The 24,527-nt window shown below is 72.6% G+C and carries 26 protein-coding genes and 1 pseudogene; 13 read left to right on the top strand and 14 right to left on the bottom strand.

Annotated elements, in window-relative coordinates:
- Window positions 1-2: 2 nt before the first annotated feature.
- On the top strand, window positions 3-479 hold the full coding sequence (locus VFC33_04965; protein ID HZR12582.1) for a peptidylprolyl isomerase: 477 nt from the start codon (window positions 3-5) through the stop codon (window positions 477-479).
- 49 nt (window positions 480-528) lie between these two features.
- Here the strand turns inward: VFC33_04965 and VFC33_04960 are convergent, their stop codons facing one another.
- Window positions 529-942 carry an ABC transporter substrate-binding protein gene (locus tag VFC33_04960; protein ID HZR12581.1) on the bottom strand — a complete coding sequence of 138 codons (414 nt, stop codon included), beginning with the start codon at window positions 940-942 and terminating at the stop codon, window positions 529-531.
- Between the two features lie 183 nt (window positions 943-1,125).
- The gene (locus VFC33_04955; GenBank protein ID HZR12580.1) at window positions 1,126-2,175 is read right to left on the bottom strand and encodes a sulfite exporter TauE/SafE family protein; all 1,050 of its coding nucleotides are present in this window, start codon (window positions 2,173-2,175) and stop codon (window positions 1,126-1,128) included.
- 74 nt (window positions 2,176-2,249) lie between these two features.
- Between VFC33_04955 and VFC33_04950 the strand changes: the two genes are divergently transcribed.
- The 3 genes from VFC33_04950 to VFC33_04940 are packed head-to-tail and all read left to right on the top strand — an operon-like array spanning window position 2,250 to window position 5,703.
- A complete protein-coding gene (locus tag VFC33_04950; GenBank protein ID HZR12579.1) occupies window positions 2,250-2,708 on the top strand; it encodes an Rrf2 family transcriptional regulator in 459 nt (152 codons plus the stop codon).
- 32 nt (window positions 2,709-2,740) lie between these two features.
- Window positions 2,741-3,454: a GntR family transcriptional regulator gene (locus VFC33_04945; protein HZR12578.1), complete on the top strand. Its 714-nt coding sequence runs from the start codon at window positions 2,741-2,743 to the stop codon at window positions 3,452-3,454.
- Window positions 3,451-5,703 (top strand): aconitate hydratase, encoded by a 2,253-nt coding sequence (locus VFC33_04940; GenBank protein HZR12577.1) that lies wholly within the window; start codon window positions 3,451-3,453, stop codon window positions 5,701-5,703. Before VFC33_04945 ends, VFC33_04940 begins: the two co-directional genes overlap by 4 nt.
- A gap of 129 nt (window positions 5,704-5,832) precedes the next feature.
- Here VFC33_04940 and VFC33_04935 read toward each other — a convergent pair.
- The 3 genes and pseudogenes from VFC33_04935 to VFC33_04925 form a co-directional block, all read right to left on the bottom strand.
- Window positions 5,833-5,928, bottom strand: a pseudogene (locus VFC33_04935) (toxin-antitoxin system HicB family antitoxin).
- A gap of 150 nt (window positions 5,929-6,078) precedes the next feature.
- Entirely contained in the window at window positions 6,079-7,401 is a 1,323-nt protein-coding gene (locus VFC33_04930; GenBank protein ID HZR12576.1) for a radical SAM protein, read from the bottom strand.
- A gap of 11 nt (window positions 7,402-7,412) precedes the next feature.
- The gene (locus VFC33_04925) at window positions 7,413-8,618 is read right to left on the bottom strand and encodes an ATP-grasp domain-containing protein (GenBank protein HZR12575.1); all 1,206 of its coding nucleotides are present in this window, start codon (window positions 8,616-8,618) and stop codon (window positions 7,413-7,415) included.
- A 17-nt stretch (window positions 8,619-8,635) separates the two neighbouring features.
- On the opposite strand from VFC33_04925, the gene VFC33_04920 reads away from it, so the two are divergent.
- Entirely contained in the window at window positions 8,636-9,268 is a 633-nt protein-coding gene (locus tag VFC33_04920) for a NifU family protein (GenBank protein ID HZR12574.1), read from the top strand.
- Here the strand turns inward: VFC33_04920 and VFC33_04915 are convergent, their stop codons facing one another.
- Genes VFC33_04915 through VFC33_04905 form a run of 3 tightly spaced genes read right to left on the bottom strand, consistent with a single transcriptional unit; the run spans window position 9,269 to window position 11,878 of the window.
- Window positions 9,269-9,991, bottom strand: a complete 723-nt coding sequence (locus VFC33_04915; protein HZR12573.1) for a DUF169 domain-containing protein — start codon at window positions 9,989-9,991, stop codon at window positions 9,269-9,271. It abuts the gene before it with no gap.
- 10 nt (window positions 9,992-10,001) lie between these two features.
- The gene (locus VFC33_04910; protein HZR12572.1) at window positions 10,002-11,141 is read right to left on the bottom strand and encodes a cysteine desulfurase family protein; all 1,140 of its coding nucleotides are present in this window, start codon (window positions 11,139-11,141) and stop codon (window positions 10,002-10,004) included.
- Window positions 11,138-11,878 (bottom strand): helix-turn-helix domain-containing protein, encoded by a 741-nt coding sequence (locus VFC33_04905; GenBank protein ID HZR12571.1) that lies wholly within the window; start codon window positions 11,876-11,878, stop codon window positions 11,138-11,140. Before VFC33_04905 ends, VFC33_04910 begins: the two co-directional genes overlap by 4 nt.
- A 50-nt stretch (window positions 11,879-11,928) precedes the next feature.
- Between VFC33_04905 and VFC33_04900 the strand changes: the two genes are divergently transcribed.
- Entirely contained in the window at window positions 11,929-13,065 is a 1,137-nt protein-coding gene (locus VFC33_04900) for an Mrp/NBP35 family ATP-binding protein (GenBank protein HZR12570.1), read from the top strand.
- A gap of 24 nt (window positions 13,066-13,089) precedes the next feature.
- Here VFC33_04900 and VFC33_04895 read toward each other — a convergent pair whose 3' ends face one another.
- Window positions 13,090-13,353: a hypothetical protein gene (locus tag VFC33_04895; GenBank protein HZR12569.1), complete on the bottom strand. Its 264-nt coding sequence runs from the start codon at window positions 13,351-13,353 to the stop codon at window positions 13,090-13,092.
- A gap of 288 nt (window positions 13,354-13,641) precedes the next feature.
- Here VFC33_04895 and VFC33_04890 point away from each other — a divergent pair, with 288 nt between their 5' ends.
- From VFC33_04890 to VFC33_04875, 4 genes are read left to right on the top strand one after another with little or no spacing between them, the layout of a single operon-like run.
- Entirely contained in the window at window positions 13,642-13,872 is a 231-nt protein-coding gene (locus tag VFC33_04890) for a DUF3107 domain-containing protein (GenBank protein HZR12568.1), read from the top strand.
- 13 nt (window positions 13,873-13,885) lie between these two features.
- On the top strand, window positions 13,886-14,872 hold the full coding sequence (locus VFC33_04885) for an ArsA family ATPase (protein ID HZR12567.1): 987 nt from the start codon (window positions 13,886-13,888) through the stop codon (window positions 14,870-14,872).
- Window positions 14,869-16,053 carry an ArsA-related P-loop ATPase gene (locus tag VFC33_04880; protein ID HZR12566.1) on the top strand — a complete coding sequence of 395 codons (1,185 nt, stop codon included), beginning with the start codon at window positions 14,869-14,871 and terminating at the stop codon, window positions 16,051-16,053. The genes VFC33_04885 and VFC33_04880 overlap by 4 nt, the downstream gene beginning before the upstream one ends.
- A gap of 33 nt (window positions 16,054-16,086) precedes the next feature.
- Window positions 16,087-17,580: a sensor histidine kinase gene (locus VFC33_04875; protein ID HZR12565.1), complete on the top strand. Its 1,494-nt coding sequence runs from the start codon at window positions 16,087-16,089 to the stop codon at window positions 17,578-17,580.
- Window positions 17,581-17,600: 20 nt separating this feature from the next.
- On the opposite strand, the gene VFC33_04870 is transcribed toward VFC33_04875, so the two are convergent.
- Window positions 17,601-17,891, bottom strand: coding sequence for a WhiB family transcriptional regulator (locus tag VFC33_04870; protein HZR12564.1), 291 nt, complete (start codon window positions 17,889-17,891; stop codon window positions 17,601-17,603).
- A 182-nt stretch (window positions 17,892-18,073) separates the two neighbouring features.
- Between VFC33_04870 and VFC33_04865 the strand changes: the two genes are divergently transcribed.
- Window positions 18,074-18,733, top strand: coding sequence for a glycerophosphodiester phosphodiesterase (locus VFC33_04865; protein HZR12563.1), 660 nt, complete (start codon window positions 18,074-18,076; stop codon window positions 18,731-18,733).
- Here the strand turns inward: VFC33_04865 and VFC33_04860 are convergent.
- Window positions 18,684-19,643, bottom strand: a complete 960-nt coding sequence (locus VFC33_04860) for a diacylglycerol kinase family protein (GenBank protein HZR12562.1) — start codon at window positions 19,641-19,643, stop codon at window positions 18,684-18,686. The two genes, VFC33_04865 and VFC33_04860, sit on opposite strands and share 50 nt — an antisense overlap.
- A 36-nt stretch (window positions 19,644-19,679) precedes the next feature.
- Between VFC33_04860 and VFC33_04855 the strand changes: the two genes are divergently transcribed.
- A complete protein-coding gene (locus tag VFC33_04855) occupies window positions 19,680-20,384 on the top strand; it encodes a uracil-DNA glycosylase (GenBank protein HZR12561.1) in 705 nt (234 codons plus the stop codon).
- Here the strand turns inward: VFC33_04855 and VFC33_04850 are convergent.
- A complete protein-coding gene (locus VFC33_04850) occupies window positions 20,354-21,208 on the bottom strand; it encodes a sulfite exporter TauE/SafE family protein (protein ID HZR12560.1) in 855 nt (284 codons plus the stop codon). The two genes, VFC33_04855 and VFC33_04850, sit on opposite strands and share 31 nt — an antisense overlap.
- A gap of 47 nt (window positions 21,209-21,255) precedes the next feature.
- Between VFC33_04850 and dapA the strand changes: the two genes are divergently transcribed.
- Entirely contained in the window at window positions 21,256-22,158 is a 903-nt protein-coding gene (gene dapA / locus VFC33_04845) for a 4-hydroxy-tetrahydrodipicolinate synthase (GenBank protein ID HZR12559.1), read from the top strand.
- Here the strand turns inward: dapA and VFC33_04840 are convergent.
- A complete protein-coding gene (locus tag VFC33_04840; GenBank protein ID HZR12558.1) occupies window positions 22,094-22,960 on the bottom strand; it encodes a hypothetical protein in 867 nt (288 codons plus the stop codon). The two genes, dapA and VFC33_04840, sit on opposite strands and share 65 nt — an antisense overlap.
- A gap of 5 nt (window positions 22,961-22,965) precedes the next feature.
- Window positions 22,966-24,435 carry an alpha/beta fold hydrolase gene (locus tag VFC33_04835; protein HZR12557.1) on the bottom strand — a complete coding sequence of 490 codons (1,470 nt, stop codon included), beginning with the start codon at window positions 24,433-24,435 and terminating at the stop codon, window positions 22,966-22,968.
- Between the last annotated feature and the right edge of the window lie 92 nt (window positions 24,436-24,527).

Raw genomic sequence — 24,527 nt, 5'->3', positions numbered from 1 at the left:
CCGTGGCGAAGCCCCCCGCGTTCGAGATAGACGACCAGGCGATGTATCGCGTCACGATCGACACCGACAAGGGTGACATCGTGATGGACCTCGACCCGCAGCTCGCGCCCAACACCGTCAACAACTTCGTCGCGCTGGCCCGTCAGGGTTACTACGACGGCCTGACGTTCCACCGCGTCGTCCCCGACTTCGTGATCCAGGGCGGCTGCCCGCAGGGAACCGGTACCGGCGGCCCGGGCTACAAGTTCGCCGACGAGCCCGTGAAGGGCGAGTACACGCTCGGTGCCGTGGCGATGGCGAACGCGGGGCCGAACACGAACGGGTCACAGTTCTTCATCACGATCGACGACTGCCGGCGCAAGCTGTCGAAGGACTACAACCTCTTCGGGTACGTCGTCGACGGCATGGACGTCGCCCAGTCGATCGATGTCGGCGACACGATGAAGAAGGTCACGGTCGACGAGCGGGCGCGCAGCTAGCTCGTCGCCCCGTCGACCAGGCTCCGCCACGCGAACGCCCAGCCCTGCTTCAGGCCGGACACGACGAGGAAGTCGACGACGCCGCGTCGCAGCGTGACGGCCGTCGCGTCGAGGAGCGTGCCGTGCAGCAGGTCGTGCCACCCGTCAGCAGCGCGGCCCGATCGGCGACCTCGTGCAACGTCGTGACGTAGCGGCCGCCCGGCCACAGCGACGCCTCGTCGACGAGCACGTGCCCGCCGCCGTCCTTGACGAGCCGCGTCGCCCACGGCTCGGGCCGCCCCCACGCGACGTCGACCGCGCCGGCCTGGAACGCCTGCAACGTCGTCGCGTTGTCCTGCGGCACGACCGACACGTCGCGCCCGCCGGTCGTCGTCGTGCTGAGACCCTGCCGCTTCAGCCACGTGCGCAGGACGACGTCCTGCGTGTTGCCGAGCTGCGGTGACGCGAGCTTCTTGCCCTTCAACTGGCGCGCGCTGGTGATCGACCCGGCGACGATCCTGATCGCGGTGCCGTGCGACTTCTGCCACGCGTTGATCGCGGGGTTCGGGCCGACGGAGCCGGCGTCGAGCGCGCCGGAGAGGAGCGCGGTGACTCCTCGGGACCGGCGTTGAAGGTCGCGGTCATCAGCGTGACGTTCGAGCCGAGGTCACGGGCGAAGATCCCGCGCTCGACGCCGAGCAACGCGGTCGCGTGCGTGATGTTCGGGAAGTAGCCGAGACGCAGCGTCACCTTCGCGGTGGAGCTGCTCGCGCTCGTGCACGCCGCGAGCGCGACGAACACGATCGGTACGAGCGCGCGCGAGTAGACGGAGGGACACCCTGACCTCCGGAATCGGTTGGAGCGCGGGTTCGCGACGGGGGAGACGGACGGCCGCGGCCGTCGCGCCCGCGCACACCGCGAGCACGAGGACCGCGAGCAACACGGCGATGGGCGCGTCGAGCAGCTTCAGCGCCGAGAGCAGGAGCACGACCGCCAGCGCGGGCCGGACGATCGCGTCGGGTGCGCGCGCCGAGACGCGCGCGCCGAGGTACACGCCGGGGATGCTCCCGAGCAGGAGCGCGCCCGTCAGGCCGAGCTCGAGATGGCCGAACAGCACGTGTCCGAGCGCGGCGGACAGCACGAGCGGGATCGCCTGCACGAGGTCGGTTCCCACCAGCTCACCGGTCGACATCGCGGGATACAGCATCATCAGCGCGACGATCATCAGCGACCCACTGCCGACCGACGTCATGCCGACCACGAGCCCGCCGACGACGCCGACGAGCACCGTGGGTATCGCGCGGACGCGAACGGGCTCGGCCCGCGTCGCACGACGTGGCTGGAGGATCCAACGGGCCACCATGGCCGCCGCCGCGACGACGAGCACGAGCCCCAGTAGGAGCTGCAGGCGGTCCTGCACGCGCGCGGCGCCGATCGCGCGCAGGACGAGGACCCCGGCGAAGGCGGAGGGTACGGACCCGAGCGCGAGCCACTTCACGAGGTCGAGTCGCACGGTGCCGCGACGCAGGTGCACGCCACCCCCGACCGGCTTCATGACGACGGCCGCCACGAGGTCGCTCGACACCGCGGCGAGCGGCTGGATGCCGAAGAGCAGCACGAGCACGGGCGTCATGAGCGCGCCGCCGCCCATGCCCGTCAGCCCGACGACGAAGCCGACGCCGAGCCCGGCGAGCGCGACCCAGGGGTCGAGGTGCACGTAGCCTCCGGAGGACGAGGTCTATCTCGATAAATCTGATCGAAAAGCTACGGAATAGCGGGGACGGGCGTCAAGTGCGGATCTCGGCGAAGGCGGACTACGCGGTGCGGGCGGCCGCCGAGCTCGCGGCCGCGCCCCCGGGTCGACCCGTGAAGGCGGAGCGGATCGCGCACAGCCAGCGGATCCCCCGGGAGTTCCTCGAGAACATCCTGCGTGACCTGCGCCGGGCCGGCCTCGTGGCGACGCAGCGGGGGGCCGAGGGCGGCTCGATGCTGGCCCGGCCGGCGTCGGAGATCTCGGTCGCCGAGGTCCTCCGGGCGGTCGAGGGCCCGCTCGCGGCCGTCCGGGGCGTGCGGCCCGAGTCGCTGACGTACGAGGGCGCCGCGTCGTCGCTCGTCGACGTGTGGATCGCGGTGCGGGCGAGTCTCCGCTCCGTGCTCGACGTGGTCACGCTGGCCGACGTGGCGGCGGGCGAGCTGCCCGAGGTGGTCCGCGCAGCGGTGTCCGACCCGGCCAACTGGCAGCCCCGTTGACGGGAGAAGTCTAGACAAGTACCATACAAGTTGTGCGGTACCTCGACATCGCCCAGGAGCTCCGGGCCCGGATCGCCGCCGGCGCCGCCGGGTCGCTGCCGAGCGAGGCCGAGCTCGCACACGAGTACAGCGCGAGCCGGGTGACGGTCCGGCGGGCGCTCGACGCGCTGCGCGACGAGGGGCTCGTCACGAGCCGGCGCGGCGCGGGATGGTTCGTCGCGCTGGACCCGGTCCACCAGCCGCTCGGGCGCGTCACGACCGTCGAGGCCGCGCTCGAGGCCGCGGGCGCGGCACCGAGCCGGAGGGTCCTCGAGTTCGCGTTCGAGCCCGCGACGGGTGACGTCGCGAAGACGCTCGGGCTCGCGGCGGACGCGGACGTGCTGCGCGTGACGCGTCTCAACCTCGCCGACGACGAGCCGTTCGCGATCGTCACGGTATGGGTCGACGCCGCGCTCGGTGCGCACCTCAGTCGCGCCGACGTCGAACGGGCGACGTTCCACGAGCTCCTCCCGCTGCAGGGCGTCGAGCCCGGGCGCGTCGTGCAGACGATCACCGCGGTGTCCGCGTCCCGCGGCGACGCGCGCCGTCTCGGCATCCCGTCGGGGTCGCCGGTTCTCGCGTGCCGCCGCGTCACCTACGACCGTCGCGGCCGCGCCGTGATGCTCGCCGAGCATCGTTACGCCGCGCACCGCACGGCGTTCGAGGTCGAATTCCCGCTGTCCGTCGAGAACTGGAGCGAGCGATGACCGAGCCCGTGGGTCCGACCACACCACTGTCCCTCGTCGAGGACGTCTACGCCCGCTTCCCCGAGCGCGTCGCCACGACGCGCGCACGACTCGGCCGTCCGATGACGTTCGCCGAGAAGATCCTCGCCGCGCACGCGGACGACGCCACGACCGTCGGGCTCGCGCGTGGCGTCGACTACGCGGACTACCGGCCCGACCGAGTCGCCATGCAGGACGCGACCGCGCAGATGGCGCTGTTGCAGTTCATGCTCGCGGGCTTGCCGCGCGTCGCCGTCCCGACGACGGTGCACTGCGACCACCTGATCCAGGCGCACGTGGGTGCGGACGCCGACCTGCGGGTCGCGCAGGACGTGAACGCCGAGGTCTACGAGTTCCTGCGCAGCGTGTCGGCGAAGTACGGGATCGGGTTCTGGAAGCCGGGGTCGGGGATCATCCACCAGGTCGTGCTCGAGCAGTACGCGTTCCCGGGCGGAATGATGATCGGAACCGACAGCCACACGCCGAACGCCGGCGGGCTCGGGATGGTGGCGATCGGCGTCGGTGGCGCGGATGCGGTCGACGTCATGGCGGGGTGGCCGTTCAACACGCGCGTCCCGAAGCTGATCGGGGTGCGGCTCACGGGCACGCTGTCCGGCTGGACCTCCGCGAAGGACGTCATCCTCGCCGTCGCCGGGATCCTCACCGTGAAGGGTGGCACGGGCGCGATCGTCGAGTACTTCGGGCCCGGTGTGTCGTCGATCTCGGCGACGGGCCGGGCGACGATCTGCAACATGGGCGCGGAGATCGGCGCGACGTGCTCGCTGTTCCCCTACGACGAGCGCAGCGCGCGTTACCTGAAGGCGACGCGGCGCGAGGAGATCGCGGACGCGGCCGACCGGTGCGCGGACTTCCTGCGCAGCGATCCCGAGGTCGACACCGACCCGTCGCGCTTCTACGACCGCGTGATCGAGATCGATCTCGACCCGCTCGAGCCGCACCTTGTCGGCCCGCACACGCCCGACCTCGACCGTCCGATCTCCGCGCTGCCCGCGGAGGTCGCGCGCGAGGGCTATCCCACGGAGGTGTCGTCCGCGCTCGTCGGGTCGTGCACCAACTCCTCCTACGAGGACATCGGTCGCGCCGCGAACGTCGCACGGCAGGCGGCGGCGCGCGGGCTGCGCGTGCGGTCGCCGTTGCTCGTCACGCCCGGCTCCGAGCAGGTCCGGGCAACGATCGAGCGCGACGGGCTGCTCGCCGACCTGGAGGCGATCGGCGCGACCGTCCTCGCGAACGCGTGCGGCCCCTGCATCGGCCAGTGGCAGCGCGACGACATCCAGCCGGGCCAGCGCAACGCGATCGTCACGTCGTTCAACCGCAACTTCCCGCGGCGCAACGACGGCAACGCGGACACGCTCGCGTTCATCGGATCGCCCGAGACGGTGGTCGCCATGGCGTTGAGTGGCCGCCTCGACCTCGACTTCGTGCACGAGCCGATCACCGCGGAGGACGGCACGCAGCTGAAGCTCGAGCCGCCGGTCGCCGACGACCTGCCGTCGCGCGGCTACGACGCCGGCAGGTCCGGGTTCGTGGCGCCGGCGGACGACCCGTCGAGCGTGACGGTGGCAGTGGCGCGCGACTCCGAGCGCCTGGAGCTGCTCACGCCGTTCCCCGCGTGGGACGGCAAGGACCTGACCGGCTTGCGCGTCCTGATGAAGGCGGTCGGCAAGTGCACGACCGACCACATCTCGCCCGCGGGTCCGTGGCTCCGCTACCGCGGCCACCTGACCAACATCTCGGGCAACCTCTTCATCGGCGTCGACAACGCGTGGCCGACCGAGAAGCCGTTGCCGGAGCTCGCACGCGACTTCAAGGACGCCGGCATCCAGTGGATCGCGGTCGGTGACGAGAACTACGGCGAGGGCTCGTCACGCGAGCACGCGGCGATGGAGCCGCGCGCGACCGGCGGGCGTGCGATCGTGGCCCGCTCGTTCGCGCGCATCCACGAGGCGAACCTCAAGAAGCAGGGCGTGCTGCCGCTGACGTTCGCGGACCCGGCCGACTACGACAAGGTGCGCGCGGACGACGTCGTCGACGTGACGGGCCTGACGGCGCTGGCGCCCGGCTCCGCGGTCACGCTCGTGCTCCACCACGCCGACGGCACGACGGACTCCGTCCCGACGCGTCACACGATGTCGGAGGAGCAGATCGCCTGGTTCCGCGCCGGTTCCGCGCTCAACCTGCTCGCGCAGCAGCAGGCCGCTCGCACCTGACACGCCGTTCGTACCACGCGACGCCGTCGTCGTCGGAGACGGCGATCGCCTCCGCGATCGTGCGCGTGTGCCGCCGTCCTCGGGCGTGCGGAAGAACTGCTCGCCGGCAGCTGCCGCGAGGACGTGCACGATCCACGAGTTGATCGACACGCCCGCCGCGTCGGCCTTGGCTCGGATGGCGCGGTGCAGCTCCGGCGCGAGCCGGAGCGAGAGACGGGTCGGCATCCGATGGACGTATCGACGGGGTGTGACAACGATCGTCGTCCGGCGGTCGTGCACGGCTCTCGCGGCACGTGGCATCACATGCGGCATCACGAGTGGCATCACATGCGATGCCACGCTCGTGGCGGGGCGTGCATCGCCGGAGCCGCGGTGTCAGCGCAGCGCGCCGAGCTGCTGCTCGGTCGGTTCCGCACAGCAGAACCAGGACTCAGTGAGGTGCGGGCGGGGCGTCGCGGACGGCGTCACGGGACGGGGCGGCGCGCCGACCGCCTCGCGCACATGTGCGTACGTCTGGGTCAAGGGCTCGCCGCCGGCCGCAGCACGCTCGACGATCGCGGACAGCTCGCAATGGAGCGCGTCGATCGCCGGGTCACACGACCGCCACGTGTACGACAGCCGGTCGGCGTCGTAGCCGTCGACCACGGCCGCGACCTCGGGGTCGTCGAGGAGCAGCGATCCGGGCGGCAGCAGCAGCCGGATCGCGTACTGCACCGGGTCGACGCTCTCGACCAGGTCGTGATCGGCGACGAACTCCACGAGATCGCGCAGCTGTGCGCGCGTCGTCCACGGCGTGAAGGGCAGGAACGACGGCCGAACCTCGATGCCGTGCGCGCGCAGGAGGGCGACGGCTCGGACCTCATCGGCGACGGTGTGTCCCTTCGCGAGCCGTGCGAGCGTGCGGTCGTCGGTGCTCTCGAACGCGGACACGACGAACAGGCACCCGGAGTCCGCGAGCTCGCCCCAGACGTCGGCGTGGCGCAGGACGTGCTCGACCTTCACCGTGCAGTCGAACGTGAGCTCGGGATGCCGACGGTGCATCGCGCGCACGACCCGCAGCGAGTGGTGCACGCCGTTGAAGAAGTCCGGATCGGCGAAGGTGACGTGGCGGGCCCCGAGGTCGACGACGCGGTCGACGTCGCGCAGCACCGCGTCCTCCGAGACGATGCGGATGCGCCCGTCGTAGACGACGGGCACGGGACAGTGCCGGCAGCGGTGTGCGCACCCGCGGGACGTCTCGACGTAGCCGACGAGCCGCTCCTCGCCTCCGATCACGAGCCGGGCGTAGCGCTCCAACGGCGGGAGCGCGTCAAAGGCAGGATCCGCGCTGCGCCGAGCCCGCGTCAGCTGCACGGCGTCACCCGCGACGCCCGTCTCCACCCACCGCACGAGCGCGGGCGCGTACTCCCCGGCGACGACGGCGTCCGCCACGTCGGCACACGCGGCCGCGTACAGCCCGTAGCAGCACGTCGGCTGCGCGATGGACGGGATGATCTCGCGCGCCATGCGCGCGGCGGTGTGCATCGGCACCGCGACCAGGACCCGTTCGACGCCGTCGAGCACGCCCACGTCCCACGCGTCGAGCGCGAGATCGACGACGCGCACGTCGTGTCCTCGCGCACGCAGCGCGCCGGCCGGACCAGCGACGTGCAGCGGTGGGTGACCGAGCTCGTAGGCCGAGACCAGGAGGACGCGCATCGACGCCCAGGCTACGCGTCGATCTCGACGTCGAGCGCGTCGACCGCCTGGCGCAACGTCGACTCCACGGCCTCGGGGCTCGTGCCGTGCGCGAACACGAACCCGAGATAGCGGTCGCCGTCCGGCAACGGGACGACGCGCCGTCCGGGAGCGATCGTGATCTCGACGCCGTCGACGCCCGGCATCGCGCGCACGGCGTCGACGCCGTGCACGCCTGCCAGCGTCCCGGCGCGCGGGATCGGCAGCATGACGACCCCGGACGCCGCGTGCGCGCGCTGCAGGGAGCCGAGCGCGCGGCCCGTCGCCTGCCGCAGGATCAGCTCCTCCAACGACACGCCGATGCCGAACACCAGCGCGCGTGAGCACAACCCGCCGATCGAGCGGGCGGCGACCTCGAGCACGACGGCGACGCCGGGCGACGGGATGCGCAGCTCCGCGTGCACCGGGCCGGTGCGCAACCCGATCGCCGACGCGGCCGCCTGCGTGACGCGTGCGATCTCGCGCTGGGTCACGTCGGGGTGACGCGACGGCGTCACGAACATCGTCTCCTCGAAGTACGGCCCGACGAGCGGATCGGGCTTGTCGAAGAGCGCGAGCACCTGGAGATCGCCGTCGTGCAGCAGGCCTTCGAGCGCGACCTCCGCGCCCGGCACGTAGCGCTCGACGAGCAGCGGCCATCCACCCTGGATCGACGCGACACGGTCGGCAACCGCGCGCACCGCGTCGACGTCGTCGACGCGGATGACCCCGCGGCTCGCCGACAGCGCGACCGGCTTCACGACTACGGGAACCCCGATGTCGCGGGCCGCGTCGACGGCACTCCCGGCGTCGTCGACCACCCGGTGCTCCGGCTGTGGAACCTCGCCACGAGACAACCGCAGCCGCATCTCGGCCTTGTCGCGCGTCGCGGCAGCCGCGTCCGGCGGGTTGTGCGGCAGCCCGAGCTTCTCGGCCGCGGTCGCCGCCACGACGACACCCTGGTCGTCGACCGCGAGGACGGCGTCGAGCGCGCTCTGCCGATCGAGGGCGCCGATCGCGTGCACCGCGGCATCGACGTCCGACATCGGGACGACAGCCGCCTGGCCCGGCGACACGTCCGCCAGGACCTGGGGCTCCTCGGAGCCGATCACGACGTCGAGGCCGAGCCGGCGCGCCGCGGCGACGAAGTCCCGGGCCCGGTACGTCGACGTCGGCAGCAGGAGGAGCGCGCGAGGCACGGACCTATCATCGCGGCATGACCGAAACCGGCACCGTCCAGCCCCTGCTCACGTTGACGGACCGGGCGCGCGACAAGGTCCTCGAGGTGCGGGCCGCGGAGCCCGAGCCCGACACGCTCGCGCTGTGGCTCGAGGTCAGCGGCGTGTCGGGGAACACGTACACCTACGACATGTACTTCCAGCGGGCCGACGAAGCCGGCCCCGACGATGCCGTCCAGCGCCACGACGACCTCTCGGTCGTGATCCCCTCCGAGAGCGTCGACAAGGTGCGCGGCTCGACACTCGACCTCCAGGGCGGAGGCATGGTCCTCCAGAACCCGAACCGGCCGCCCGCGAGCCCCCCGATGGGTGCCCGCCCGGCGGGCGACCTGAGCGGCGAGGTCGCGCAGCGCGTCCTCCAGGTGATCGACCAGCAGATCAACCCGGCGATCGCCGCGCATGGCGGCCGCGCCGATCTCGTCGCCGTCGAGGACGCGGTCGCGTACCTTCGCCTCAGCGGTGGTTGCCAGGGCTGCGGCCTCGCGGCCGTCACCCTCAGCCAGGGGATCGAGGTCGCGATCCTCGACGCCGTCCCCGAGATCACGCGCGTGGTCGACGTGACCGATCACGCGAGCGGCGAGAACCCCTACTTCGAGTCGGCGAAGAAGTAGCTACGAGAAGCGCTGCGCGTCCTGGGACGCGTACTGCGCGACCGCCGCGTCCGCGACCGCGTTCCGTTCGATCGACGCGACGACCTCGGCGAGCTTCGACGCGGGGATCGCGCACGTCATCTCCGTGCTCGGCATCCCCGTGCGGACGCGGCTCAGCATGCAGCCGACGCTCGCCGCGATCTCACCCTGCTCCTTGGCGATGGCGACGATGTGGCACTGCGGCTTGCCCTCGACACGGAGCCCCGGCACGGCGTCCGACAAGACCATCAGCTGCTTCGCGTTCAGGCGGATGAACACGACGTCCGGGTCGACGCGTGTCGCCGCGAGCGGTCCGTAGACGACCGCGCCCGGCTTCTCGTGCACGACCGGGATCTGCGGCACGACGTCCATCGTCACCCAGCCCGACTCGAGCAGCGCGGCGACGTCGCCGTTCCCCGCCACCTCGTCGAGCGTCTTGAACCCGTGCGTCATGCTGCCGACGCTGCAGTTCGCGTGGTCCTGCGCCACGGTGCTGAACGTACGGTCCGAGCCGTGCATCCAGAAGACGCACCCCGCCGGGACGCGCCCGGTCCGGCCGTCGGGTGCCGGTGACGGCATCGGCGCATCGAACGGCGCGACGTCTGGCGGTGGCTCGCTCGCGAACGTGATCGCCATCGGCGCCGCGGTCAGGTGCAGGTTCGACTGCAGCGCGTCCGAGAGCTCGGCCCAGGAGGAGTTCGCCATGCCGGCGAACCTACTGCGTCGAGCTTCCCGTCCGGAGCCTCCGGAGCCGACCGGTCACGTCCGCGAACGCGACGAGGAACAGGTCGACGTCGGCATCGGTCGTGGTCCACCCGACGCTCACCCGCAGCGCGTGGTCGCCGTCGAGGCCCATTGCCTGCAGGACGGGCGACGGCTCGAACGTCTCGCTCGAGCACGCGGACCCCGAGTGGACGGCGACGCCGCGCTGGTCCAGCGCGAGGAGGATCGGCTCGGCCTCGACGCCGTCGACCTCGAGGCACACGAGATGGGGGAGGGCCGCGTCGCGGTCGCCGAGCACGCGGACGCCCGTGACCGCGGTGCACGCGCCGCTGACGATGCGATCCACCTGGCGGCGTGCGGTCGCGGCCTCCGTCGCGAGCCGGTCGCCCTCGACGAGCTCCGCGGCCGCGGCGCCGAACCCGACGATGGCGGGGACGTTCTCGAGACCGCCGCGCCGTGCGCGTTCCTGCGCGCCGCCGACGACGAACGGCGGGATGCGCAGTCCGCGCCGTACGAGCAGCGCGCCCGTCCCGGCCGGGCCTCCGAGCTTGTGCGCGGTGATCGAGCACAGATCGGCACCGAGCGAGCGGAAGTCGAGCGGCACGTGACCGACTGCCGCGCACGCGTCGACGTGGACGAGGACGTCGGTACCCGCGCAGACGGCCGCTGCGTCCTGCAGGGTCCCGACCTCGTGGTTGGCGAGCTGCACGCTGACGAGCGCGGTGTCGTCGCGGACGGCGTCGAGCACGGCGGCCGGGTCGTAGTGTCCGGTGCCGTCGACACCGACGACGGTCACGTCGGCGCCGCTCCGCCGGCACGCGTCGAGCACCGACGAGTGCTCGACCGCGGTGGTCACGACGTGTGCCGGATCCGACGCGCGCGCGATCGCGCCGTAGATCGCCATGTTGACGGCCTCGGTCCCGCCGGACGTGAACACGACCTCGCGCGGTCGCGCACCGACGAACGCGGCGATGCGGTCGCGCGCGTCCTCGACCGCGACGCGCGTCGCCCGGCCCTCCGCGTGCAGGCGCGCCGGGTCGCCGTGGTGCTCGCGCAGGTACGGGACCATCGCGTCGAACGCGACGGGACGGAGCGGCGACGTCGACGCGTGGTCGAGGTATGCGCGCGTCAAACCCGCGTGACGCAGTGCGCGTCGCCGTCGGGGCGCGACGCCTCGACGCGCGGCTCGACGTCGCGCGAAAGGCCGGCGAGCATCCCGCGGATCATCCCGCGGTCGACCGCGCAGACGACGTGCGGGTACCGCTGCGCGGCTTCACCGAACGGGCAGCACTCGGCGACGATCGCGAGCGAGCGGCCGCGCGCCTCGGTGTGGGCGGCGAAGCCGTGCGCGGTGAGCGCGTCGGCGACGGCGACCATCGCGGTGCTGAGCGAGCGGTGGGCGCGGTTCGCCGCGTCGGCGCCCGTCCCCATGCGCTCCGCGAGTGCCAGGCCGTACTCGAACCCGACCTCGTCGGCCATCTCCGCGGCCCGGTCGGGGCCGAGCATCTCGAGCGCGCGCGCGAGGAGCTGACCGAGCAGGTCGTCGCGACGAGGCGGGAACGCGAGCGTGGCGTCGACCTCGCTCGTGCGATATCGCTTCGACGGCCGCCCCGCGGTGCCGGCCGCGCGACCGGCGGCGACCGTGAGGTACCCGCCGCCCGTCAGCTTCTCGAGGTGGTGGCGGGCGACGTTGGGGTGCAGCTCGAACCGGTCGGCGACCTCGCTCGCGGTGACACCGCCGGCAGGTGACGCGGTCGCGTCCCGGACGAAGAGGTAGATGTCCCGCCGGGTGGGATCGCCGAACGCGCTCGTCACCGCGGCGACGGACGCCGTGAACTCGTCCGCGGTCATGGGCCTGCTGTCGGGCACGCCCGATATTCTACCTATGTCCGTAGTGGAAATCCCCCGGGACGCCGATCATGCCCGTCGACCGCCCGCTGCTCGCCGTGCTCCGAACCGTCGACGACCCGCGCCTCGGGCGCTCGATCGTCGAGCTCGGCATGGTCAAGGGCGCGACCGTCGAACGGGGGACGGCGGTCGTCGCGGTGGCGCTGCCGCTCGCACCCGCCGACGACGGCGCGGAGCTCCGCCGCCGGATCGTGCACGCGACGCGGGGTGTCGAGGGCGTGGAGCGGGTCGAGGTCGACCTGCGCGCGATGGACGAGGACGAGCGCAAGGCGGTCGCGAAGGTCTTGAAGGGCGTCTCGCCGCTCAGCCTGACCGACGCGTCGGCAGCCGGGAGCCAGTCCCGGCCGCGCACCAACCCGTTCACGGAGTCGCGGACACGGGTGCTCGCGATCGCGTCGGGCAAGGGCGGTGTCGGGAAGTCGTCCGTCACGACGAACCTCGCGATCGCGCTCGCACGACGGGGCCGCGACGTCGCCGCGCTCGACGCCGACGTCTGGGGGTTCTCGATGCCGCGCATGCTCGGCGTCGACGAGCCGCCCGACCTGATCGACGACGTCATCGTCCCGCCGGTCGCGAACGGCGTCCGTCTCGTGTCGATGGGGTTCTTCGCGCGCGAGGACCAGGCCGTCGTGTGGCGCGGTCCGATGCTGCACAAGGCACTCGAGCAGTTCCTCACCGACGTGCACTGGGGCGATCCCGACTACCTCGTCGTCGACATGCCGCCCGGCACCGGCGACGTCTCGATCTCGATGGCGCAGTTCCTGCCGCGCGCGGAGGTGATCGTCGTGACCACGCCGCAACCCGCCGCGCAGAAGGTCGCGCAGCGCGCCGCCGCGATGGCGCGCAAGGTCAACCTGTCGGTCGTCGGTGTGGTCGAGAACATGTCGTGGTTCCGCGGCGACGACGGGACGGCGTACGAGATCTTCGGCGCCGGCGGCGGTCAGGAGCTGGCCGACGAGCTCGGCGTGCCGCTCCTCGGGCGCGTGCCGCTCGTCCCCGCGCTGCGCGAGGGCGGCGACGAGGGCCGACCGATCGTCGTGTCGGATCCCGACGACGAAGCCGCGCGCGCGTTCTGCGCCGTCGCCGAGAAGGTCGACCGCGAGCTCGCACCGACGAAGCGCGCGCACCCCGAGCTCCGCATCACGTGACCAACGGTCCCGCAGGACCGCCCCTCAGCGCACCGCCAGGATCGCCCGCTCGCCGGCCGCCGCGTGACCCGGGACCGAGCAGTAGAGCTCGTAGTCGCCGCGGTGGAGGCGGATCGTCCCCGTCGTCGGGCCCATGGGGACGCGCAGCTCGAACCGTGACGCCGGGATTCCCGCGATGCGCAAGAAGTGCGTGCCGCCCTCGTCGGTGTAGTCGATCCGTACGAGCCCCGCAGGCACCGTCAAGCGGTCCACGGTGAGCTGCAACGTCGGCAGCGACGCGACGTGCACGACCGGTCCGCTCGCTGACTCGCACCGAGCAGCTGCGCGTACCACTGTGCGCTGCGGGCGGGATCGCGGACCGTGAGGCAGATCTCGACTCGCCCGGTGAGCGCCGGCAACGTGCCACCTCTCGTCGAAGCCTGTGACCAGGCTGACACCGGACTCGTTCACATGACCGTCAATCCCGTCAGCGGGCATTGGATGTCATGTGAATGCGCGACGACCGGTCCCGCGGGACCGCCGGACCCGGGGCACTACGATCGCCCGAGCCGCGGACGCACCGAGAGAAGGAAGCGCATGGAAGTCACGATCGGGGTCGTGTACACGTCGAAGGAGCTGTCGGTCGAGGTCGACGGCCCGCCGGACGACGTGATCGCGAAGGTCGACGCCGCGGTGAAGGACGGTGCCCCCGTGCTGTGGCTGACGGACAGCAAGGGCCGGCGCGTCGGCGTCGCCGTCGACAAGATCGCCTACGTGGAGATCGCGGCGGAGGACGCGCACCGGCGGGTCGGGTTCGGTCGCTCGTAGGCGCTCGCGTCACGTGCCTCCTGCCGCCGCGCCGGCGCTGCTCGAGCGTCGCCTCCTCTTCTTCTCCGGCAAGGGCGGCGTCGGCAAGAGCACCGTCACCGCGGCGATGGCGCTGCTCGCCGCGCAGCAGGGCAAGCGCGTGCTCGTCGTCGAGGTCGACGCCAAGGGCGACCTGACCGACTTCTTCGAGCACCAGCCCGTCGGGTTCGACCCCGTCGAGGTCCAACCTGGGGTGTTCGTCATGACGATGAACACCGAGGCGTCGCTGCGCGAGTACCTCCGCCTCAACCTCCGCATCCCGGTCCTCGGCCGCATCGGACCGCTGGCGAAGGCGCTCGACTTCGTCGCGAGCGCGGCGCCCGGCGTCAAGGAGATCCTCACCGTCGGCAAGGTGTGTTGGGAGGTGCGGGAGTCGCTCGAGGGTCGAGCGGACTGGGATCTCGTGCTCGTCGACGCCGCCGCGACCGGCCACATCGTCGCCCAGCTCGGCGCGCCCGAGGCGATCCGCGAGCTCGTGTCCGTCGGTCCGGTGCGCGCGCAGACGGAGTGGATGAGCGAGCTGCTCGCCGACGAGTCGGTCACCGCGCTCAACGTCGTCACCACGCCCGAGGAGATGCCCGTCAACGAGACGATCGAGCTCGTGGGGCGCGTGCGCGGCGAGCTGCACGTCCCGCTCGGGACGGTCGTCGTCAACCGCGTGCTCCCCGAGCTGTTCACCCACGCCGACGAGGAGACGTACGAGGCGCTGCGCGAACCGACCGCGACGGCCGCGCTCGTCGACGCGCTCGGCGGCGAGCAGGCCGCGCGCGGTACGACCGCCGTCCTCGACGGCGCGCGCCTCGCGGTGTCGCTGCGCCGCACGCGCGCCGCGCATCTCGCGGAGCTCCGGCACGCGGTGGATCTCCCGACGCTGTTCCTCCCGTACCTCTTCGTGCGCGGTCACGGCCTGCGCGTGACGCGCATGGTTGCCGACGCGCTCGGGCAGGAGTTGGGTCTGTGAGCCGCACGGGGCTGGAGCCGCTGCTCGCGACCAAGGAGGTCGTCGTCTTCTGCGGGTCGGGTGGCGTCGGCAAGACGTCGATGGCGGCGGCCTCCGCGCTCGAGGCCGCGACCCGGCTCGGCGGGAACGTGCTCGTGCTGACGATCGATCCGGCCCGCCGCCTCGCCTCGGCGCTGGGGCTGGAAGGCGGGCTCGGCAACGTCGAGCGACGGGTGCCCGACGAAGCGTTGAAGCGCGCGGGCATCGAGCCGCGCGGCGAGCTGTGGGCCGCCATGCTCGACACGAAGCAAGGCTGGGACGACCTCGTGCTCCGCCACGCGCCCGACCAGGAGACCGCGTACCGAATCCTCGAGAACAGGCTCTACCACAACATCACCGCACGCTTCGTGCAGAGCCACGACTACATCGCGATGGAGCGGCTGTACGAGGTGCACGGGACCGGCAAGTACGACCTGATCGTCATCGACACGCCGCCGACGCGCAACGCGATGGACTTCCTGGACGCGCCGAAGCGCATGGCCGAGTTCTTCGGCGGCCGGCTGCTGCGCTGGTTGACGATGCCGTACCGCATGGGCGGTGGCCGGGGCGCGCGGATGATCAACGTCGCGAGCCGGCCCTTCTACCAGATCGCGGACCGCATCCTCGGGAGCCAGTTCCTGCAGGACATCGCGGAGTTCTTCCTCAACTTCCAGTCGATGTACGACGGGTTCGTGACGCGCGCACGCGCGGTCGAGCGGTTGTTGCACGACCGGCGCACGACGTTCGCTGTCGTCTCGACGCTGGAGGCCGCACCGCTGCGAGAGGCGGAGTTCTTCATGGACGCGCTCGTCGCCCGGGACTACCACCTCGGCGCGCTGGTGCTGAACCAGACGCTGCCCGCGTACCTCCGGTCTCCCGACGGCGCGCTCGTGGCCGACCGTCTGGTCGCGGAGGCCGACGTCCCTGCGCGCGCGCTCGAGGAGGTCGGCGTCCCGGCACTCGCGCAGCCCGACCGCACGGCGCGCGTGTTGCACACGATCGGCGACTCGTTCCGGAACTTCGCGGTCGTCGCCAAGCGCGAGGCCGAGCTGCGCGCCGAGCTCGCCGACGTGCCCGACGTGGTCGTCGACGTTCCCCGCTTCGAGGCCGACATCCACGACCTCGCCGGCCTCGCCCTCGTCGGCCGCACGCTCTTCGCGTGACGGGCGTGCGCCCGCGGCCCGTACGATCGTCGTGTGGCGGTCATCGACGAGCTCGTGGTCGGCAACACCGACCTGCACGGTGACGACCTCGCGCACGCGCGCCGGCTCGTCACGTCGTGGCGCCTGCTCGCCGACCTCTGCTTCACCGACCTCCTGATGCTCGCCCCGGTGGCGGGGGAGGAGGCCCACCGGTTCGTCGTCGTCGGGCAGGTGCGGCCCACGACCGGCCAGACGCTCTACCCGGCCGACATGATCGGCACCGTCGTCGACGAGGTCGAGCGCCCGCTGCTCAGCCGGACGTGGCGCATCGGCGAGATCGTCGAGGGTGACGCGACGGTCCTCGGCGCGAAGGAGCGCATCCGTGTGCAGTGCATCCCGGTGCGCCGCGAGGACCGGATGATCGCGATCGTCACGCGCGAGACCGCGGCGACGCTCGGGCGCCGTCTGGGCGAGCTCGAGCGCGTCTATCTCGAGGTGTTCGAGCGGCTCTCACGCATGGTCGCCGACGGCACGTTCCCCTTCGGTCGCGACGAGCTCGCGCCGGCCGAGAGCCCGGCGGTCGGCGACGGGTCGATCGTGCTCGACGCCGACGCCAAGATCCGGTTCGCGAGCCCCAACGCGGTGAGCTCGCTGCACCGCATGGGGATCCACGCGTACACGACGGGCCTGCACCTCGCCGAGCTCGGATTCGAGGACGCGGCCGTGCACACGGCGATGCGCGCACGCGCGCCGGTCACCGAGGAGATGGAGCGCGGCGAGATCTCGTTGCTCATCCGCGCGATCCCGTTGCTCGAGGGGCACCAGGCGGCGGGCGCGCTCGTGCTCATCCGCGACGTGACCGAGGTGCGGCGCCGTGACCGCATGCTCATGTCGAAGGACGCGACGATCCGCGAGATCCACCACCGCGTGAAGAACAACCTCCAGACGATCGCCGCGTTGCTGCGCCTGCAGGGCCGGCGGCTGCGCTCGGCGGAGGCCCAGCAGGCGATCGAGGAGTCGGAGCGGCGGATCCGGTCGATCGCGATCGTGCACGAGACGCTGTCACGCGACGCGAGCGACGTGGTCCCGTTCGACGACATCGTCCGGCCGCTCGTGCGCGTCGTCGAGGAGACGGTCTCGACGCCTGAGGACAGCCTGCACTTCGAGGTCGACGGGTCCGCCGGCAGCCTGCCCGGCGAGATCGCGACCCCGCTCGCGGTGGTGCTCAACGAGCTCATGCAGAACGCGGTCGACCACGCGTTCCCCTCGGACGGGCAGCGCCCGCGCGACGGCCGCGTGCAGGTGCGGCTCCGGCGCGCGCCCGACGAGCTGAGCGTCGACGTCGTCGACAACGGCGTCGGGCTCGCGCCGTCGTTCTCGCTCGAGTCGTCGAAGGGACTCGGGCTGTCGATCGTGCAGGCGCTCGTGACCGGTGAGCTCGCGGGGACGATCGAGATGCGCGACGGCGAGTCGGGCACGTGGGTCCACGTGACGATCCCGATCGCCGCGCCGCGCGTCGGCTTGCAGGCCGGCTCCCCGACCGGATGACCGGCCGCTCGGGCAGGGACCTAGCCGGCGGCGACCTCGTCGCTCATCCAGGCCTTCCGCAGCTTGCGCCGCTCCTCCTCGGTGGTGCCGCCCCACACGCCGGCCTCCTGGTTGGTGGCCAGCGCGAACTCGAGGCACTCGCCGGTGACGGTGCACTGCGCGCAGATGTGCTTCGCCGCCGCGATCTGGTCGACGGCGAGACCCGTCGCACCGACGGGGAAGAAGAGCTCGGGGTCGGTGTCCCGGCAGGCCGATCGGTTCCGCCAGGCGCCGGCATCCCAGTCGTGTGTGCGGATCCAGGTGAGCGCCACGAAGCCTCCGTCTCGAATCGCGTGTCCCCCCGACGCCGCCGGTACCGCGCCCCCTGCACCCCCGGGCTGCCGTCCGACGCGTGGCTCGTCGGCAGGCTAACGCCGTCACATTTTCCGGCGCAAGGGTCCCGACCAGCACTTTTCCGCGGCCGTGGGGTGCAAGGATGAAACACGTTCCTGTCGTGCTGGCCCACCGCGGCGCGTCTCGAGCCGCGCCGGAGAACACGCTCGCCGCCTTCCGCGCCGCGGCGGCGCTCGGTGCGGACGGCGTCGAGCTCGACGTCCGCCGCGCCGCGGACGGCACGCTCGTCGTCCACCACGACCCGCTCGGCGACGGTCCGCTCGCGGCGGACGTCCCGACCCTGGACGAGGCACTGGACGTCGTCACCGGCATCGTCGACGTCGAGGTGAAGGCGTTGCCGACCGAGCCCGACTACGACCCGGGCCACCCTGTCGCGACCGCGGTCGCGCGCGTCGTCGGGGCGCGGTCGATGTACGACCGCGTGATCGTGTCGTCGTTCGACGCCGTCGCGCTCGACCGCGTCCGCGCCGCCGATGCCCGCGTCCGCACGGGCTGGCTGACGCTGGCCGGCTTCCCGGTCGACGAGGTCGTCGCGCTCGCACGCGGGCGTGGCTACGACGCGGTCCACCCCGAGCGGCGCGCGCTCCTGGACCACGACGCCCGCGCGCTCGTCGCGCTCGCGCACGACGCGGGGATCGCCGTGAACACGTGGACGGTCGACGATCCCGGCGAGGTGCGCGCCCTCGCCGCCGCGGGTGTGGACGGGATCATCACGAACGTTCCCGATCTGGCGCGCGACGCGTTGGGTCGACCGGTGTGACGACGGTCAGCGCGTCGGGCTCGTAGGCGATCGTCAGCTCGTCGACCTCGCCGAGGTACTCACCGTCGACCTGGTACGGGAAGGGGCCGTGCCCGGTGACACGGACGCGCGCCGCCGCGTGCCGCAGCGCGATCCCGGGGTTGTGGCGGATGAACCGGCCGGAGCCGAGCGCGGACGCCGCGACACGCAAGATGTCGGTCGTGCGCCGGGTCGTCATGATCATGAGCTCGAACGGCGCGTCGAGCGCCGCGGCCGGTGCCACGACCACGGGACGGCTGCCGAAGAACGTGTACGGCGTCGTGTTGGACACGATGGTGAAGATCGCGTCGCGGACCGCATCGCCGTCTGCGCCGTCGACGGCGACGTCGAACCGTCCGCGCCGGTGATCGTACGTGCGAAGCCAGGTCTCGAACGCGGCGTACGTGAACAGCGGCGGAGCCGCGAACCGCTTCAGGACCGAACGCCGCTCGGCCTGCTCGATCACCGCCGCGTCGAAGCCGATGCCGCAGTGGAACACGAAGTGTCGACCCTCCACGGAGCCGAGACCGATGCGCCGGAACGACGCCGCGTCGAGCGACTCGAGCAGCTCCGCGGTCGCCTCGACCGGATCGCGCGAGATCCCGAGCGTGCGCGCGAACACGTTCGTCGACCCGCCGGGCAGCGGCGCGAGCGCGGTACGGGTTCCCGCGAGACCGTCGGCGGCCTCGTTGAGGGTGCCGTCACCGGCGAGCACGACGACGACGTCCACCCCGTCCATCGCAGCGCCCCGGGCGAGCCGGGCCGCATGCCCGCGACGGCTGGTCTCCGCCACCTCCAGCTGGTGGTCCGCGCCGAGTGCCTTCTGGATCACGACGCGACGGCGCGGCGTGACGGCCGACGCCACCGCGTTGACGATCAACAGCACGCGCACGGCCGGAGGATAGGTGCCTGCCCGTAGTGTGACGGCGTGGACCGACGACGCGCGTGGCGCGAGCTGACCGCCGAGGTCGTCGAGTGCCGCAAGTGCCCGCGCCTCGTCGAGTGGCGCGAGGCAGCCGCGTCCGAGCCCCGTGCCGCGTTCCGCGGGCAGCAGTACTGGGCCCGTCCTGTCCCCGGCTTCGGTGACACCGGCGCGCGTGTCCTCGTCGTCGGCCTCGCGCCGGCGGCGCACGGCGGGAACCGGACGGGTCGCATCTTCACGGGTGACCGCTCCGGCGACTGGCTCTTCGCGTCGTTGTACCGCACCGGGTTCGCGAACCAGCCGACGTCCGTCTCGTGCGACGACGGGCTCGAGCTGCGCGACGTGTACGTCGCCGCGGCAGTCAGGTGCGCACCGCCCGCGAACCGCCCGACGACCGAGGAGCGCGACACCTGCCTCCCGTACCTCGCGCGCGAGCTGGACCTCCTGACGAGCGTGCGTGTCGTCGTCGTCCTGGGCGGCTTCGCGTACGACGCGTTCGCGCGCGTCCACACGCTCCCGAAGCCGCGTCCACGCTTCGGACACGGTGTCGAGGTTCGTGCGGGCGATCTCACCGTCGTGTGCTGCTATCACCCGAGTCAGCAGAACACGTTCACCGGCAAGCTGACCGAGCCGATGACCGACGCCGTGTTCGTGCGTGCGCGCGAGCTCGCCGCAGGTCGTCAGAGCGCGAGCAGCTCGCCGACCGCGTAGACGACCGCGAGCACACCGAGCATCGTGGCGACGGTGAGCCGCAACGAGCGGTCCGACGCGCGGATCGCGAGGATCGCGCCGAGCCGCGCACCGGGGATCACGCCGACCGACAGCGGGATCGCGTACGACCAGTCGATGTCGTTCAGGAAGGCGTGCGTGATCGTGCTCGGCACGGCGAGGACACCGACGCACGCGAGCGATGTCGCGACCGCCTCCTTGATCGACAGCCCGATCCACTCCGAGAAGGCGGGAACCATCACCACGCCGCCGCCGACGCCGAGGAGCCCGCTCAGCGCGCCCGCGCCGACGCCCGTCAGCGCGAACCGCCACCACGCCCGGTTCGGCGCGTGCACGACCGCGGTCGCGACGGCCGACGACGAGCCGGCCCGCGCGTCGGCGTCCTCCATCGCGGCCATCGTGTCGGGCTCCGCCTCGGCGATCGCGTCCTCGGGCTTCGCGGTGCGCGCCATGCGCCACGCCGTGAACCCGATCAGCGCGGCCGTCGCGACCATCAGCAGGTGGCCGTGGCCGGGGACGTGGTGCGACGCGAGCGACCCGAGCACCGCCGCGGCGATCCCGGTGAGCGACGTCCACGACACGGCGCGCAGCCGGATCAGTCCCTCGCGCCGGTACCGCAACGTCCCGCTGACGGCGGACGGCAGGATCGACGGCAGCGTCGTGCCGACCGCGTCGATCGCGTTGACGCCGAGGACGCGGATCGCGGGCGTCGACACGGTTGCCCCGCCGACGCCGAACATGCCGGACAGCACCCCGGTTGCGACGCCGACGACCAGCGTCACGAGCGTGCGCCACGGCTCCGGCATGGAAACCGCAAGCTAGTGCGCGGGAGGCGGCGGGTACGCTTCGCGCCATGCCGGCCGAACCACTGCTCCGTGGTCTCTACGTCCCGCTCGTCACGCCGTTCACGTCCTCGGGCGAGGTCGCGCTCGACGCCGTCGAGCAGCTCGCCAGCGAGTACCTCGACGCCGGCGCGACGGGCATCGTCGCGTTGGGCTCGACCGGGGAGGCGAGCGCGCTCGACGCCTCCGAGAAGCAGGCCGTCGTCGACACGTGCGCGCGCGTCTGCGCGACGCGCGGCGCGCAGCTCGTCGTCGGTGCCGGGACCAACAACACGGCGGCGACGATCGCCGCGGTGGAGTCACTGCGCGGCACGCCCGCGCTCACCGCGATCCTCGTCGTCGTGCCGTACTACGTGCGACCGTCCGAGGACGGCATCGTGGCGCACTTCGAGGCCGTTGCCGAGGCGAGCCCGGTACCGCTCGTCCTCTACAACATCCCGTACCGCACTGGGCGCGTGCTCAGCGCGCCGAACGTGCTGAAGCTCGCGGCGAACCGCAACATCGCCGGGCTGAAGCAGGCGGTCGGCGGACTCGACGCCGACACGCTGCAGATCCTCGCCGGCGCGCCCCACGACTTCGCCGTCCTGTGCGGCGACGACGCGTACATCTACCCGACGATGCTCATGGGCGGCGCGGGCGCGATCGCGGCGGCGTCGCACCTGTGCACGCCGCGCTTCGTCGCGATGGTCGAGTGCGGTCTCGCCGGCAAGCTGGACGACGGGCGCGCGCACGCGGAGGCGCTCCTCCCGGTGGTGCAGGCCGGATTCTCCGAGCCGAACCCCTGCGTGTTCAAGGCCGCGCTCCACGCGCAGGGTCGCATCCCGTCGCCCGACGTGCGGCTGCCCCTCATCAACGCGTCGGCGAGTGCGCTGCGGCGGGCGCTGGACGCGGTCGACGCCGCCTCGCTGCACTGACCGCGACGCGCCGAGTGATCAAGACGCCGACGACGACGACGAGCCCGACGAGCGCGCCCACGCGAAGGTTGCGCACGAGCGGCGCGGCGAACGTCGACCACACGGCGTCGAACGCCTGACGCCCCGTCTCGTCCGGGATGGACGACCGCACGTGTCCACGTGTGACGCGCAGCGCGACGAGCACCAGGACGCACGCGATCGCGATCCCCGCGCCCGCGATCGCGAGCTCGTGGCCGCGCCGCCGCGCGAGCACGGTGCCGAGGGCGAGAACGCCGACGGCCGCCAGCGGCAACAGGTACTGCAGGTGCTTGGCGATCGCGACGGCGGTCCACAGCTGTCGGGCGTCCGAGCGCTGCGCGATGACGATGGGTGTGATCTCGTCGTCGGCGGGGAGCAACGACGCGAGGCGCGGGTCGAAGCCGCGCAGCGTCGCGCGCACGCGGTCGACGGGTGGTCGGAGGTCGAGCTCGAGCCGCGGCGCGCCGTCGACGACCTGCGTGTGGACGCGGCCGATCGCACGCCGCAGCAGCGTCCGCAACGGCTGTGTCGCCAGCACCGCCGACGTCACCTGCTCGAGGACCGCCCGGTCGGCCGGCGTCGCCCGTGAGCCCGCCGCGGTGATCTGGTTCAGCACCTGCGCGCTGATCTCGCGCTGGACGCGCTCGTCCCCGAGCAGGTTGTCCACGTGACGCGAGAACTGGCGCGAGGCGAGGACGTCGACTCGCAACCAGGTCGCGGCGGCGGCCATCGGCGCGAGCAGCGCACCGACGACGATGCACGCGACGACCGCGATGCTGCGCACGCGCCTCAACGCGACCTCGCGATCGCGCGCTCGACGGCCGCCTGGACGACGGGGTCCTGGGGCAGCCCGAGGTGCCAGCACGGGGGCGCGCTCGCGTAGAGCGACGCGCGCGCGAGCAGCACGAGCGGCTGGAGACCGGCGAGCTTCGTGACGTCGCCGACCGGCTCGTACAGCGGGGCGGCGCACGGGATCGTCGTGCTCCGCCCCGCGCCCCCGGCCGGTGTCGCGGCCGACGGCGTGCCGACGACGAGGTCGCCCGGGTGCGCGAGCGCGACCGTGGGGCCGTCGAGCACGCGCACCGTCAACGACACGTCACCTGCGATCGCGTCGACGGGGACCGACGACGGGAACGGCGGCAAGGCCTCGAGCTGGGGCGAACCGACCTCCATCGCGCGCGCGGCCGGTGCACGGGACTGCGACAGCAGCTGGCACAGGGGCTGCAGCGGCACGTTCTCGTGCGGCTTCGCGGGCGGTCCACACCCGACGCGCAGCAGCGCACCGAGGAGGGACGGGTTCGCGCCCTTCGCCTGCTGCCACAGCTGGGTCGCGGCGGACGCGAGGAACGACCCGGTCTCAGGAGTCCCGATCGTGACGACGAGCGCGAGGTCGTCGGCGACCGCGCGGTCGCCGACGTGCTGCGCGGCGGCGAAGCGCGCCGCGAGCCCGCCCATCGAGTGCGCGACGACGATCACGCGGCCCGGCCCGTGCGCAGCCGCCGACGCGCGTGCGAGGCAGTCGATGCGTTGCGCGAGCGCGGGACCGATCGACGGGTCGTCGACCCAGCGCAGCGCGGTGCGCGAGTAGTCGAACGGTTGGGCGACGGAGACACCCGGCACGCTCGCGAGCGCCTGCACCATCGACGGCGCTCCCGTCTCCCAGACCTCGGGCGAGTCCGCGAACCCGTGGACCAGCAGCACGGGCGTCGCCGTGCCGTCGACCGCGCACGGGTCGCCGGTCGCCGGCGCGACCGTCCCCGCGCTCGCGCTCGCGCTCGCGGTCGCGGTCGCGGGCGTCGTGCTCGTGGACGTCGTCGCGCTGGCCGTGGCGCCCAATTGCTCGGTCGTGAACACGAGCCACCGCCCGCCCGACCGGACGAGGTGCAGGCGCACGTGCTCCGGCGACGGCCCGGTGATCGACGCGACGACCGCGCCCCGGTCGCCGATCTCCACGAAGCGGTCGGGCAGGTCCAGACGCGACCCCGGCGGCAGCATCGACGCGGTGACGTCGTCGCCGAGCGCGGCCGCGACCGCGGGGACGAGCGCGCCGCGGAACGTCGCGGGGTCGCGCGACGCGAGCCGGCGGGACAGGTCGTCGCGCGTCGCGGCGGGCAACGGGGCGTCGACGGCGGACTGCCCGCGGCGCGGGCCTCCCGCGCCGGGCTCGGCCCACCCGGGGACGAAGAGGACGACCACCGCGAGGGCCGCCACGGCCAGGGCCCACAGCTCGAGCGGGCGGCGGCGCGGAGATGCCCACACCGCGGCCGAAAGTTTCGAAACGAAACCGTTGCGTTTCGTTTTCACGCCCGGTATCGTGCGACTTCCGAGACGGACACGTCTCGGAAGCGGCG

It is taken from the genome of Acidimicrobiia bacterium (assembly GCA_035651955.1).
GTDB lineage: Bacteria > Actinomycetota > Acidimicrobiia > IMCC26256 > JAMXLJ01 > JAMXLJ01.
This window is presented reverse-complemented; position numbering and strand designations above follow the sequence as displayed.